15 protein-coding genes, 1 pseudogene and 1 riboswitch are annotated in these 13,136 nt (G+C 59.7%); of the genes and pseudogenes, 12 read left to right on the forward strand and 4 right to left on the reverse strand.

Annotated features, from left to right (window positions below):
* Window positions 1–84 precede the first annotated feature (84 nt).
* Window positions 85–864, forward strand: a complete 780-nt coding sequence (locus JZM60_RS07955; protein ID WP_207165187.1) for a PilZ-like domain-containing protein — start codon at window positions 85–87, stop codon at window positions 862–864.
* Between the two features lie 75 nt (window positions 865–939).
* Here the strand turns inward: JZM60_RS07955 and JZM60_RS07960 are convergent, their stop codons facing one another.
* Genes JZM60_RS07960 through JZM60_RS07970 form a run of 3 tightly spaced genes read right to left on the reverse strand, consistent with a single transcriptional unit; the run spans window position 940 to window position 2,853 of the window.
* Window positions 940–1,767 carry a flagellar motor protein MotB gene (locus JZM60_RS07960; protein ID WP_207165188.1) on the reverse strand — a complete coding sequence of 276 codons (828 nt, stop codon included), beginning with the start codon at window positions 1,765–1,767 and terminating at the stop codon, window positions 940–942.
* 6 nt (window positions 1,768–1,773) lie between these two features.
* Entirely contained in the window at window positions 1,774–2,541 is a 768-nt protein-coding gene (locus JZM60_RS07965) for a flagellar motor protein (RefSeq protein WP_207165191.1), read from the reverse strand.
* Between the two features lie 48 nt (window positions 2,542–2,589).
* Complete coding sequence (locus JZM60_RS07970) at window positions 2,590–2,853, reverse strand: flagellar FlbD family protein (RefSeq protein ID WP_207165192.1); 264 nt, start codon at window positions 2,851–2,853, stop codon at window positions 2,590–2,592.
* Between the two features lie 273 nt (window positions 2,854–3,126).
* Between JZM60_RS07970 and JZM60_RS07975 the strand changes: the two genes are divergently transcribed.
* Entirely contained in the window at window positions 3,127–3,507 is a 381-nt protein-coding gene (locus tag JZM60_RS07975) for a flagellar protein FlaG (RefSeq protein ID WP_207165194.1), read from the forward strand.
* 195 nt (window positions 3,508–3,702) lie between these two features.
* Here JZM60_RS07975 and JZM60_RS07980 read toward each other — a convergent pair whose 3' ends face one another.
* Complete coding sequence (locus JZM60_RS07980; protein WP_207165196.1) at window positions 3,703–4,557, reverse strand: HDOD domain-containing protein; 855 nt, start codon at window positions 4,555–4,557, stop codon at window positions 3,703–3,705.
* A 152-nt stretch (window positions 4,558–4,709) separates the two neighbouring features.
* Here JZM60_RS07980 and yihA point away from each other — a divergent pair, with 152 nt between their 5' ends.
* The 10 genes and pseudogenes from yihA (at window position 4,710) to JZM60_RS08025 (ending at window position 13,134) form a co-directional block, all read left to right on the forward strand.
* Window positions 4,710–5,324: a ribosome biogenesis GTP-binding protein YihA/YsxC gene (gene yihA, locus JZM60_RS07985; RefSeq protein WP_207165198.1), complete on the forward strand. Its 615-nt coding sequence runs from the start codon at window positions 4,710–4,712 to the stop codon at window positions 5,322–5,324.
* 61 nt (window positions 5,325–5,385) lie between these two features.
* Window positions 5,386–5,587, forward strand: a riboswitch (cobalamin riboswitch).
* A gap of 91 nt (window positions 5,588–5,678) precedes the next feature.
* Window positions 5,679–6,197 carry a bifunctional adenosylcobinamide kinase/adenosylcobinamide-phosphate guanylyltransferase gene (gene cobU / locus JZM60_RS07990; RefSeq protein WP_207165200.1) on the forward strand — a complete coding sequence of 173 codons (519 nt, stop codon included), beginning with the start codon at window positions 5,679–5,681 and terminating at the stop codon, window positions 6,195–6,197.
* Between the two features lie 120 nt (window positions 6,198–6,317).
* On the forward strand, window positions 6,318–7,376 hold the full coding sequence (gene cobT / locus JZM60_RS07995) for a nicotinate-nucleotide--dimethylbenzimidazole phosphoribosyltransferase (protein ID WP_207165202.1): 1,059 nt from the start codon (window positions 6,318–6,320) through the stop codon (window positions 7,374–7,376).
* Window positions 7,373–8,122 carry an adenosylcobinamide-GDP ribazoletransferase gene (gene cobS / locus JZM60_RS08000; protein WP_207165203.1) on the forward strand — a complete coding sequence of 250 codons (750 nt, stop codon included), beginning with the start codon at window positions 7,373–7,375 and terminating at the stop codon, window positions 8,120–8,122. Before cobT ends, cobS begins: the two co-directional genes overlap by 4 nt.
* 1 nt (window position 8,123) lies before the next feature.
* Window positions 8,124–8,729 carry an alpha-ribazole phosphatase gene (cobC, locus tag JZM60_RS08005; protein ID WP_207165205.1) on the forward strand — a complete coding sequence of 202 codons (606 nt, stop codon included), beginning with the start codon at window positions 8,124–8,126 and terminating at the stop codon, window positions 8,727–8,729.
* A gap of 12 nt (window positions 8,730–8,741) precedes the next feature.
* Window positions 8,742–10,133 (forward strand): cobyrinic acid a,c-diamide synthase CobB, encoded by a 1,392-nt coding sequence (locus JZM60_RS08010; protein WP_207165207.1) that lies wholly within the window; start codon window positions 8,742–8,744, stop codon window positions 10,131–10,133.
* The gene (thiC, locus tag JZM60_RS08015; protein WP_207165208.1) at window positions 10,130–11,437 is read left to right on the forward strand and encodes a phosphomethylpyrimidine synthase ThiC; all 1,308 of its coding nucleotides are present in this window, start codon (window positions 10,130–10,132) and stop codon (window positions 11,435–11,437) included. The genes JZM60_RS08010 and thiC overlap by 4 nt, the downstream gene beginning before the upstream one ends.
* Window positions 11,438–11,545: 108 nt before the next feature.
* Window positions 11,546–12,307 (forward strand): energy-coupling factor ABC transporter permease, encoded by a 762-nt coding sequence (locus JZM60_RS08020; RefSeq protein ID WP_241426408.1) that lies wholly within the window; start codon window positions 11,546–11,548, stop codon window positions 12,305–12,307.
* A gap of 59 nt (window positions 12,308–12,366) precedes the next feature.
* Window positions 12,367–12,576, forward strand: a pseudogene (locus JZM60_RS16755) (cobalt transporter); the annotation flags it as partial.
* Window positions 12,577–12,612: 36 nt separating this feature from the next.
* Entirely contained in the window at window positions 12,613–13,134 is a 522-nt protein-coding gene (locus JZM60_RS08025; protein ID WP_207165209.1) for a ferritin family protein, read from the forward strand.
* The last annotated feature ends 2 nt before the right edge of the window (window positions 13,135–13,136 follow it).

Below are 13,136 nucleotides of genomic sequence, written 5' to 3' on the forward strand. Positions count from 1 at the left end.
TATGATGCCGATAGAATAGACTATGCTCTGTGTCCGGCGACTCGGGTTGCCGGAATTTTCATTGATCTTGAGGATCCCCTGTAGATGTCGACAGATTACGGTAATTACTTCGAAGAGCTCCAGAAAATCAATCTTGCCATCCGTCTCGGCGGGGGCGGGTCATTCGATGGGACCGCCGCCATAAACTCGCTCAAGGGTGATCTTGCCTGGCTCGAGCTGTACGGCAGCGAGCAGCCTCCGCGGGGCGGGGTACGACCGGGGGCGGAGGCTTGGCTGTCGGTATGGACCGGCGGGGCACTGTGCCGATGCGGCGCGCGGGTTGAAACCGTCCGCGACGATCGTCAGTTCTCCGTCCGTCTGGTTGGTGATGTGAAGGAGACGCAACGGCGGGAGTATTTCCGGCTCGACGTGTCGCTTCCCGTGCTCTACAAGGTCCTTGATGGTGTCACCCAGGAAGCCGCGGAGGCAGATTGGGCCGCTGACCGTAAGGTGTTCTGCCGCCCACCCGAGATCGTGCCGTCCGCCAATGGCCCGAAGGTCATGGATTGGGATGGAGCAGACGTTTCATCCGCGCGTGCCAACCTGAGCGGCGGTGGCATGCGTTTAAGGGTTTCCCGCCAGGTTGCCTCGGGCGCGTTGGTAAAGCTGACCCTCTTCCTGCCGCTTCCCCAGCCAAGAGCCATCTACGTGGTGGCCGAAGCCCTTCGCTGCTCGGAGATAACATTGAGCCGCGAACCTGGTACCCACTACTCCCTGTCCCTTAAATTCACCATGATCGCCGACCGGGACCGGGAAGCGATTATCTCTTATCTCTTCAATGAACAGCGCCGTGAACTTATGGCAAAAAACGAACGGGTGCGATGATATAGCTGGCATCAAAATACAAAAAGGCCGGGAAGGAGTTTTCCCGGCCTTTTTTCTTGTCTGACGCTCTGGATTTTACCGGTCCCCGGTCCCCATTTCTTGGTCCCTGCCCGTTGGCTCCCCCTTTTCCCCCTCACCGGAGAGAAGTACGATGTCTACCCGGCGGTTTTTCGAACGTCCGTCGCTGGTGGAGTTTTCGGCAATGGGGCGGTATTGGCCGAACCCGGCGGCGGATATGGCTTCCGGGTCGAAGTCATAGGATTTGGTCAGGAAATGAACGATATTGGTTGCCCTGCCCGTTGAGAGCTCCCAGTTTGAGGGAAATGTTGCCGAGTTGATGGGCATGGTATCAGTGTGCCCTTCCACCCGCACCGCATTTGAGTAACCTCCCAGGGATTCGGCCACCTTGGCCAGGAGCGGATAGGCGCTTTCCCGAACGATGGCACTCCCCGAATCAAAGAAACCTGCCTCCTTGAGGCTCACCACGAGCCCCCGCCGAGTGATGCTCACACTCACCTTATCCTGGGCACCCTGCTTGACAAGATATGCCTCCATGGCTGCCTTTATGGCCCGGAAGTCTTTCTCTTCGGCCCGGGCACGGCCTTTCCCACCCATGATTTGCCCCTGGCTGCGCCCCTTGTTGGTAAGGTCTGGCGTTATGGATGGAACAATCCGGATATCTGTGGAGTCCACTACGGTTGGTCGGGCTGCGGAACCCTGGATGGTTGTGTAGCCGAAGGATTCCCGCATGGACTGCATTACCTGCTCCACCTTCTTTTGGTCCGCTTGCCCCATGGCGTAAAGGGCCACGAAAACGGCGAAGAGCAGCGTGAGAAAGTCGCCGTAGGAAACGAGCCACCGTTCGTGGTTAACGTGTTTCTCTTCCTTCTTTGGCTTTGCCATGGGCGCTTACTTCCCCTTCTTCTCTTCGCCGCCGTGCTGGACGAAGGACTTGAGCTTCTGCTCGATGAAGTGGGGGTTCTCGCCGTTCTGAATGGCAATGAGCCCTTCGATAATCATGTTTTTGCAGACGAGCTCTTCCTTGATGCCGTGCTTGATCTTGGTGCCGAAGGGGAGACAGACTATGTTGGCTGTCATGAGGCCGTAGATGGTGGCAACGAAGGCGACGGCGATGCCGGCCCCCAGCTTGGAAGAGTCCGACAGGTTCGCCATGACGTGGATAAGGCCGAGAACGGCGCCGATGATACCGATGGTGGGAGCGTACCCGCCTGCCGCTTCAAAGAATTCCGCACTTTGCTTGGCGTGCTCCTCGTAGTAAGCGGTTTCGATTTCCAGGGTTTCCCGCAGTTTCTGGGGGTCGATGCCGTCAACCACCAGGGAGATTCCTTTTTTGGTGAAGGGGTCCTTGACGTTCTGGGCTTCCTGCTCAAGGGATATGAGACCGTTGCGGCGGGCCTTGGCAGCGTAACCGATGATCTCCTTTATGACCTTCTCGGGGTCGTGCTGGGCAGGAAAAAGCACTTTCCTTATGTCTTTGACCGCCCCGATAATGGTCTTCATCGGATAACTGACGAAGGCCGCGCCGAAGGTGCCGCCAAGTACGATGAGGGCGGCGGTCGGCTGAATGAGGGCGCCCAGGTGCAGACCTTCGATCAGCGCGCCTCCGATTACTGCCCCGAAGCCCATTGCCAAACCTATGATTGTCGCTATATCCATGCGTTAACAGTCCCGTAGAAAAAGTAATTGAATGGGGATTTGCAAAATTCAGTCCCCAAGAGGGCAAAAGAGACGGTAGATCGTCATCTTCTTGCGGAAAAGGTATTTTTTGGCTTTGCCCGGATTGGCGCGGTGCAGTACGAGCGCCTTGAACGTGACGATCTTGTCGACGATTGCGGGGGCCTTCTCCAGTACGAGATACTTCTTGCCGTTTAGGAGGGTGATGTGGGTGTCGGGAGTTTCTTCGACGGCCTCAATCAGGTCGGGATTAACCAGAAATTCGCTTCCATCGAGACGTGTCAGCTTGATCATGGGGCACCTGTATTGTGATGGGATGGTGGCGGCTCTCCCTAAGCGTTTCGGTTGAATTACGAAATACTTTAGAGAAAGCCACATTTACGGCAGCAACTGTTATGCCATGTTTGCAGTATGTGTGGTTTGCATCTTGGCGATATTGCTGAAAATATCGCTTTTATAGGGAATTGCGGCGGCGAATAAGAGGTTTTATGACGAAAAAATATTCAAGATTTCGTCATGGCGGCCGATACAATCCATAAGGGATGTCAGCTGTCAAGGAGGAACCCCATGAACGTTGAACTTACCAGTGTTGCCAGGACATTGCCGGGCGGAACAACTGCTGTGGAGGCAGTTAACCCCCGTCAGGCAGAAGGGCGAGACAAGGAAGCCGCGGCAAAGGTCGAGTTGCCGAAAATGGCCGTGAAGAAGCTGTCTCCGGCCGAGCAGGAAGAGCGGACGAAAGCAGCGGCCGAAAAGATCAACGAATTCATCGAGTCATTTACCCGTGATATCCAGTTCACCATTGACAAGGATTCCGAGCGGGTGGTGCTGAAGGTTGTTGATCGCAAGAGCGGTGACGTGATCAGGCAGATTCCGTCTGAAGAAGCTCTGGAAATCGCAAAGGCACTTGATGAGCTTAAAGGGTTGATTATCAAGGAAAAAGTCTAGTATCTGCTGAGTCTTGGCGAAGTCTCGTCAATTTCAGATGCAGGTGTGCTGCCTCAGGCGGTGGTGTGCTCTGGTGAAAATGCTTATAATTGCTTGACATCACTATACATTGGTTGAAATTTATCCAGTCTATTGACGACACGTGTCAAAAAACCGCCAAAGGCGGTTTTTTTGTGTCTTCGTGGCAGGTTCGGCCTAGTCGTTCAGGAAGAAACTCTTGTTCTCCTCAAACGTCTGACAGAACGTTTCAATGGCATTTCCCAGGGATTCCGGAGTGAACCCCAGTAGCATAGCCTCCGGCGAGTGTATCAGGTCAAGGTCTTCGTCGGCTTCTCTATCGCCGATGCCTAACTTTTCACAGAACTTGTTGGCGAGACTTACCGTGGCGGTGAGGAAGAGGTCATACTGGTCGGTGATGGGGGCGCTCCCGAACTGGTGGTGATACATTATGGCGGTGGAGAGGGACTCGGGGAAGTTCCACTTTCTGATGACCAGGGCACCCACTTCGGCATGGGAATAGGGGTAGACACTCTTTTCCGCTTCGGAGAACTGGATTCCCTCGTTGTAGCAGCGCATCATCACCCCCTGGAACTTCTGGGGGTCGCGGTTGCTCATGATGGTCTTGCCCAGGTCGTGGAAAAGTCCCACCAGAAAGCCTGTCTCCTCGTTGATGAACCTTCCCTGGGAGGCGATGACCCGCCCCGCAAAGGCCGCACCTACGGAGTGTTCCCAGAGCATTTTCTCCGTGAGCCCGAAACGCCTGCTGAGCTGTTTCATGGATGCGGCGATGACGAGGCTCTTCAGGGTCTTGAAGCCCAGGAGCATGATGGCGGCGGAGAGGGTGTTGATCTGCCGCTGGCACCCGTAGTAGGCCGAGTTGGAGAGCTTGAGGATGCGCGCCGCCACCGCCGGGTCGGAGGAGACCGCGGTGGCCAGTTTTTCGATAGTTACATCTTCCTGCTCGATCAACTCTATGACTTTGGTGGCCACCACCGGGATCGTTGGGAGGTCGACGGCGGACATGATAAGGGTTTCGAGTTCTTTGTTCATGGGTGGATCCTGTTATTTGGTGTTGATGAATTGAGAGTGAGTCTCCGCACTTTTGTTGCAAATACCTCGCCGTTCCCTCTATCCGATTGCGCTATCCCTGGCGAGATGGTATGACTGTACACGTATTTACATGCAAGGACAGGGAGATTTAGGTGAACATCACAAACGCTGAATTCGTAACGAGCGGCACCAGGCCGGCCCATTTTCCCCCCGCGGAGTTCCCGGAAGTGGCCTTTGCCGGCCGCTCTAATGTCGGAAAATCGTCACTCATCAATATTCTTGTCAACCGGAAGAGCCTGGTGCGAACCAGTTCCACTCCCGGACGGACCCAGCTCATCAACTTTTTTCTGGTCAACGGGAGCCTCATGCTGGTTGACCTGCCGGGCTACGGTTTTGCCAAGGTCCCCCTTGCCGTGAAGAAAGAATGGGGTCCCATGGTGGAGACCTACCTCTCCACCCGCACCAACCTGGGGTGTGTGGTGCTCATTCTCGATGTCCGCCGGATTCCAACGGAGGAGGACCAGCTGATGCTCCAGTGGCTGAGGGCCTACAACGTGCCGGTGCTCGTGGTGGTTACCAAGTGCGACAAGGTTTCCAAGAACGAACGTGCCCGGCAGGCGGCCGTCATAGCACGGACCATGGGACTTTCCAGTGACGAGATGGCCTTTTTCTCCGCCCTCTCGAAAGAGGGGCGCGACGTGGTATGGGCGAAGATCGAGGCGATTCTGGCCGCGAACCGGGATGAGCAGGAAGAGTCCGACGAGTGAAGGACCTGTTTCCGTCGTTGACTTTCGGCCGCCTCCTCTGTTAGTAGTATCAGGCATAACAAAATACATTTTATGTTCAGGTGCTTTTGTCGCAAGGAGCCTGCCTGGCTCCCGGCAAAAGGTAAAAGGGAAAAGGGTGCGAGTCCCTTGCTGTCCCGCAACTGTGAACGGCGATGAACACCGCAGCGAAGCCACTGGGATTAACCGGGAAGGCGCGGATGGGAGCCGTGAGCCAGGAAACCTGCCTGACCGTAAGCTTTGCAGGACCTCCGTGGAAGAGGCTCCAAGGCCCGGTGTGCAGTTTTTTGCCGGTTTTGGCCCCCGCTTCCACTCAGGAGACGGGGGTTTTCGTTTATGGCGCCAGTGATTTTCATAACGGGTGGAGCCCGCAGCGGCAAGAGCCGCTTGGCGGAGCGGCTTGCCGGCAGTTTCGGGATGCCTCTGGGATATGTTGCCACCGGTGCCGCCGGCGATGGGGAGATGGCGGCGCGGATTGCCCGTCACCGGCAGCGGCGCGGCGACGCCTGGACCACTATCGAAGAGCCGATGGAGCTTGCCGCCGCGCTGCGGGAAAACGATGGCCGCTTTGCCGCGGTTCTCGTGGATTGCATCACCCTGTGGCTCACCAACCTGCTCCTCGCGTACGACGATTCGACCCGATGCCTGGATCAGGTCAAGGAATTGACAGCGGTTTTCCCGCACCTTGCGACCCCCATAATCCTCGTCTCCAACGAGGTGGGGATGGGGATAGTTCCCGAGAACCGGCTGGCCCGCCGGTTTCGGGACCTGGCCGGCGAGGCCAACGAGATGATAGCCGCAGCGGCCGACGAGGTGCATGTGACCTTTAGCGGGATACCGCTGCGACTTAAGTAGGGGCGAATCTTGTATTCGCCCGCTTCCGGATGATGGGCGATCACGCTTGTGCGCCGAAGCGCTTCAGCGCGCAGGCACAAGGATCGCCCCTACAAAATAAACACAATATCGAGGTAACCCATGACCATTCTGAACGAGACCCTGTCAAATATCCGTCCCGTGGACGCCGGCATTATGGCAAAGGCCCAGGCCCGGCTCGACAACAAGACTAAACCTGTCGGCTCCCTTGGCCGTCTGGAAGAGTTTGCCCGGCGCTATGCGGCCATGACCGGAACGCCCGATCCGGTTCTGGGGAAGAAGGTGATTTTTACCTTCGCTGCCGACCACGGCGTTGTGGAGGAGGGGGTATCCGCTTTTCCAAAGGAAGTGACGGTTCAGATGGTCCTCAACTTCCTGAACGGCGGGGCCGGCATAAACGTTCTCTCCAGGCATGTTGGGGCGGAAGTGCGGGTGGTTGACATGGGGGTTGATCACGAGTTCGGCGAAGTCCCCGGCCTCATCGGCCGCAAGGTGGCCCGGGGGACCCGCAACTTCGCCAAGGGGCCGGCCATGACACGGGAGGAGGCGATTGCCGCCCTGGAGGTCGGCATCGAGCTGGCTAACGGGTGCCGTGCCCAGGGGGTTACCATGGCCGGAACCGGCGAGATGGGGATTGCCAATACGACGGCGGCCTCGGCCATTATCGCCGCCTTTTCCGGCTGTACCGTCGCCGACGTGACCCACCGGGGAACCGGCATCAACGACGGGGCACTGAACCACAAAATCAAGATTATCGAGCAGGCCCTGGCCGTGAACCGCCCCGATCCGAAAGACCCCATCGACGTTCTGGCTAAAGTCGGCGGGCTTGAGATTGCCGGTATCGCGGGGCTAGTCCTTGGCTGTGCCGCCAACCGGATGCCGGTGGTGGTTGACGGATTCATCTCCACATCGGGCGCTCTTATCGCTTGCGAGCTTTGCCCCGCGGTCAAGGAGTACCTTTTCGCGGCCCACGAGTCGGTGGAAATCGGCCATCGGTTCATGCTGGAGCGGATTGGGGCGGAGCCGATTCTTGACCTCCAGTTGCGCCTCGGCGAGGGGACCGGAGCGGCCCTGGCCATGGGGCTCGTTGAAGCGGGAGTGAAGATCCTGAAAGAGATGGCCACCTTTGCGGAGGCGGGCGTGGCGGAAGGGGAATATTGAGACTCTATTTTATCGCATTTCAATTCCTGACCATTATCCCGCTTCCATTCACCCCAAGGTGGAGGGAGAACGACCTGGGGCGCTCCATGGCGTTCTTTCCCTTGGTGGGGCTCACCATTGGGGGGCTCCTGGCCGGGACCGACTTTCTCCTTGGGGCGTATCTGCCGCGATCGGTGGCGGATCTCCTGCTGGTGGCGCTTCTGGCGGGGGTGACCGGGGCACTGCACCACGACGGGCTTGCCGATGTCTGCGATGGGCTGGCGGCCAGGGGGCCCCGGGAGCGCTTCCTCGAAGTGATGAAGGATTCCCGTGTCGGCGCCGTGGGGGTGGTGGGTATCGTCCTGGGGCTCCTGCTCAAGTACCAGGCCCTGCTGGCCATCCCTCCCGAGGTCAAGCGCCAAGCGCTGTTCTTCTTTCCGGCCGTGGCCCGTTTCGCCCAGGTGCAGATGACCGTGGGATCCCGGCGGGCGCGGCAGGATGGATTGGGCGCCGCCTGCATTGCCGGGGCCGGGGGGACGCAGCTTCTGGCGGCAGGGGCCATGACCCTGGCCATTGCGTATCTTTTCTTCGGCATTGCCGGGATCGGCTGCTGGGCAGTGCTTTCCCTCTTCACGGCGGGGGTCCGGGCCTGGTCCCACCGGCGCCTGGGCGGCATTACCGGCGACGTCATCGGTTGTGCCAGCGAGCTTAACGAGATTGCCTGCCTCCTCATTATCGTGGGCATGAATAAAATGCAGGGAAATTGACATGACACCAAAAACGCGAATACATCTCATCCGTCACGGAGAAGTTGAAGGGGCCGGGCCCGTGCGGCGCTACAACGGCCATACCGACGTGGGGCTGTCGGACCGCGGGCGGAGCCAGTACCATGCCATCAAGGAACGTTTCACCGGCGTGCCCATAACCGCAATCTATTCCAGTGACCTCACCCGCTGCGCCTGGGGTGCCGAGGTTCTCGGCGCTCATCTGGGGCTTACCCCGGAGCGCAAACCGGAATTGCGTGAAATGGGCGTGGGGATCTGGGAGGGGAAGAGCTGGCCGGAGCTCATGGAGCAGTACCCGGACCAGTGGCGGGCACGGCTCGATGACATCGTCAACTATCGGGTTCCCGGGGGGGAGAACGTCCTCGATGTGCACCACCGGGTAATGCCGGTCATCAGCGATATCGTGGAGCGCCACCGGGGGGAGGATGTTCTCGTGGTGGCCCATGGGGGGGTGAACCGGATTATCCTCCTGAATGCCATCGGAGCCCCGTTGAGCAGTCTCTTCGCCATCGAGCAGACCTATTGCTGCCTGAATGTCATCGACTATTTTTCCGATGGCAATACAGTGGTGAAGCTCGTTAACGGCTGAAAGGTCGCCACCATGAAATCCATCATCATTGCAGCCCCCAACAGCAGTTCCGGCAAGACGACCATCACCCTGGGCATCATGGAGTGCCTGAAACGGCGGGGCCTGACGGTGGCTCCCTTCAAGGTGGGCCCTGATTTCATCGATCCCGGCTATCATCGCCTCGTCTGCGGCCGCCCTTCCGTCAATCTCGACGGCTGGATGTGCGGCGGCGACTTTGTGCGGGAGACTTTTTACCATCATGCCGCCGGTGCGGATATTGCCGTCGTGGAGGGGGTGATGGGGCTCTTTGACGGCATCGGTGGGGCTTCGGACGAGGGGAGTACCGCCCAGGTGGCGAAGTTCCTGGGAGCGCCGGTTGTCCTCGTGGCGGACGCCAGGGGGCAGGCCCGCAGCGTCGCCGCCATGATGAAGGGGTTTGTCGAATTCGACCCGGATGTGCGGGTCGTCGGGGTTATTTTCAACAACGTGGCGAGCGACACCCACGGCCGCATCCTGCGGGACGCGGTGGAAAGCCGGCTACCCGACGTGAGGGTGCTGGGGTGCATCCCCCGCGATGATAGCATTTCCATTCCCTCGCGGCACCTGGGGCTTTTGACCGCGGATGAGAACCCCCTGCCGGAGGAGTTTCTCGATCATCTGGTGGAGGTGGTTCGAGAGCATGTGGACCTGGGGATGCTCTGGACGGTGGCGACTCTCCACGGGTCTCCGGATGTGAAGAGCGTTGCGGTGCAGAGCCCCCGGCGTGATCCGGTACGCATCGGCGTTGCCCGTGATGCCGCCTTCTGCTTCGTCTACGAGGACAACCTGCGGCTCCTGCGCCAGGCCGGCGCGGAGCTGGTCGAGTTTTCCCCGCTGGTCGATGGCGCACTTCCCGAGGGGGTTGCCGGACTATATCTTCCCGGCGGGTATCCCGAAGTGTTCGCCGATGCCCTGTCAGCCAATGCTTCCTTGCTGGATGCTTTGCGTAAAGCGATCGATGGGGGAATGCCGGTCTATGCCGAATGCGGCGGGTTCATCTACCTTTCGCGGGGGGTGGTCGGCATGCGGGGCGATGTGGAGTCGTTTCAGGAATTTGTCGGCATCTTCCCGGTTGCCACGCGGCTGTTGCCGCGCCGCAAGGCCCTGGGGTACCGCGAAGCGGAGCTTGCGGCCGACTGCCTCATGGGCCCCGCCGGCACCGTTGCCCGGGGGCACGAGTTCCACTACTCGGAGATGGAAGAGATGCCCCCCGAAGTGGAACGCCTCTACCGCGTACAAAGGGCCGGAGTCGACCTGGGAGCCGAAGGGTACCGGTACCGGAACTGCCTCGCATCTTACATACACCTTCATTTTGGGAGCAACCCCGCCACGGCGGAGTCGTTCGTTGATAATTGCAGAAATTACGCGCAAAGGAGCAGTTTGTGAAAACCCAGATCGAAATCGCCCGCGAGGGTATCATTTCTCCCCAGATGGCGACCGTCGCGGCTGAAGAGCACGTTTCCCCCGACTACGTCCGGCAGATGGTGGCCGAGGGGAAGATCGTCATTCCGTGGAACCACAACCGCAAACCCAAAGCCGTCGGCATCGGCAAGGGGCTGCGCACCAAGGTGAATGCCTCCATCGGCACTTCCTCCGATATCATCGATTATGAAGCCGAGGTGCGCAAGGCTCGAGCCGCCCAGGAGTCGGGGGCCGATACCCTCATGGAGCTCTCCGTCGGGGGCGACCTGGACCGGGTGCGCCGCGAGGTGATCGCCGCCGTGGACCTCCCCGTGGGAAACGTTCCCCTTTACCAGGCCTTCTGCGAAGCGGCCAGGAAATACGGCGATCCCAACAAGCTGGATCCGGAGATGCTCTTCGACCTGATCGAAAGGCAGTGCGAGGACGGCATGGCCTTCATGGCAGTCCACTGCGGCATCAACCTTTACACCGTTGAACGCCTGAAGCGGCAGGGTTACCGCTATGGCGGCCTCGTCTCCAAGGGTGGGGTGAGCATGGTGGCCTGGATGATGGCCAACAAGCGGGAGAACCCTCTCTACGAACAATTCGACCGGGTGACCGGTATCCTCAAGAAGTATGACACCGTCCTCTCACTGGGGAACGGCCTGCGGGCCGGCGCCATCCACGACTCGTCGGACCGGGCCCAGATCCAGGAGCTCCTCATCAACTGTGAGCTGGCCGAGATGGGGCGGGAGATGGGGTGCCAGATGCTGGTGGAAGGCCCCGGCCATGTCCCCCTGGACGAGGTGGAGGGGAACATCCAGCTCCAGAAGCGGATGAGCGGCGGCGCCCCCTACTACATGCTCGGCCCCATTTCCACCGACGTGGCACCGGGGTTCGACCACATTACCGCGGCAATCGGCGCGGCCCAGTCGAGCCGGTACGGCGCCGACCTCATCTGCTACATCACCCCGGCCGAGCACCTGGCCCTCCCCAACGAGGAGGATGTCCGCCAGGGAGTGAAGGCGGCAAAGGTTGCCGCTTACATAGGCGATATGAACAAGTACCCGGAGCGGGGGCGGGAGCGGGACAAGGAGATGTCCAAGGCCCGCCGGGACCTGGACTGGCAGAAGCAGTTCGAGCTGGCCCTCTTCCCGGAGGACGCGAAAGCGATCCGTGCCAGCCGTACCCCCGAGGACGAGGCCACCTGCACCATGTGCGGCGACTTCTGCGCCTCCCGGGGGGCGGGGAAGCTCTTCGCTGCCGATCTGCGGGGGGATAAGATTTAAAGGCAAAGTTCACCACAGAGGCACAGAGTCACAGAGAAAAGGCTAAACAGATTAAGAACTGAAAAATAGGGTACATTTATGCAAAAACAGATTCTAACCGGTTTTTACATGCAAAAGTTTCTCAAGGTTTTCTCCGTGTCTCTGTGTCTCTGTGGTGGATTACTGCTTTTCAGCGCAGTTCCCGCCCACGCCATGCACATCGCCGAGGGGATTCTCCCCTTCAACTGGGCGCTCCTCTGGTTTGCGGTGGCGGCGCCGTTTCTTGCTGTGGGGATCCGACGGCTGAACGCGCTTTCCCGGGAAGATCTCTCCATGAAGCCGCTGGTGGGGCTCATGGCGGCGGTGGTCTTCATCATCTCCTGCATGCCGATTCCGGTCCCCAGCGCCGGCACCTGCTCCCATCCCTGCGGCACGGGGATATCCGCCATTCTGACGGGCCCCTTCGTGTCGGTGGTAATCGCCGCGGTGGCGCTTCTCATCCAGGCGCTCCTGTTGGCCCACGGCGGGCTCTCTACCCTGGGGGCCGACATCGTCTCCATGGGGGTGGTGGGCTCCTTTGCCGGGTGGTTCGTATTCCGGGGGATGCGCCGGTTGGGTGGAAGCCTCGCCGTGGCGGGTTTCTGCGCGGGGCTTGCGGCTGACTGGGCCACCTACCTGGCCACGTCAGGGGAACTGGCTGCCGGCATCCGGGGGAGCGAACCCTTTCTCCCCCTCTTCCTGAAAATCGCAGTGGCCTTCATTCCGACCCAGCTTCCCCTCGGTATCCTCGAGGGGGCCATGACCGCCGGCATGGTGGTGCTCCTTTCCCGCAAGCGCCCCGATTTGCTGGTGAAGATGCGGGTTCTCCGGCCGAAAGAGGTGGCGGCGTGAGGATTTTTTTGCTGGTTTCGATGCTATGGAGTGGTGTAGTCTTTACCGCCATGGCCGGCGCCGAAGACAAATGGCCCGGCGTTGACGAGACGGTGGTCGAACGGATCGCCGAAGCCAGGGGACGGGGAGCCCGCGCTCCCCTCATCAATACCGATCAGGGAGACCTTCTGCTTTTTGTCTTTCTGGTTGCCGGTGCCGTCGGAGGGTTCGCGGCGGGATACTGGTGGCGGATGCTCGTTACGGAAAAGGGTGAAGCGGACCGTCGCTAAAGCTGCGGCGGAACCGGGCCGAAGCGGGAGGACATCATGACGGTTTACTCGGAAACGTACGAAGCCGGGGCTGTTGAGCCCGATGCGGATCTGATCCGGCTCATCAACGAAGCGATAAGCCTGGAGCTGAACGTTGCGCGCCTTTACGCCCTCTTTCAGGACCTGTTCCCGGAGGATGCCGAATTCTGGCAGCTTTTGTCCCAGGAGGAAGAGAATCATGCGCTTCTCCTCAAGATCGGCCGCAAGCATTATGCTCCCAATGATATCTTTCCCCTTGAAATCCTCCCCGGATCGCTGGCCCCGCTGATTGAGCAGAACCGGGAGCTCGAGCGGCTCATCGATGATTTCGAGATACTTCCTCCCCTGCGGGGAGATGCGTTCCGTCTGGCCGTGGCCCTGGAGGAAGCGGCGGGCGAGATCCACTTCCAGAGGGGCATGGCCGGGGAGGCCCGCACCGAGGCCCTGAAAGTTTTCCAGACCCTTAACAACAACGACCGGGATCATGCCGACCGGATCAGACGCTACATGGAGGAGCAGGGTATCGGCCAGTCTCCGTGACC

It is taken from the genome of Geobacter benzoatilyticus, from assembly GCF_017338855.1.
GTDB lineage: Bacteria > Desulfobacterota > Desulfuromonadia > Geobacterales > Geobacteraceae > Geobacter > Geobacter benzoatilyticus.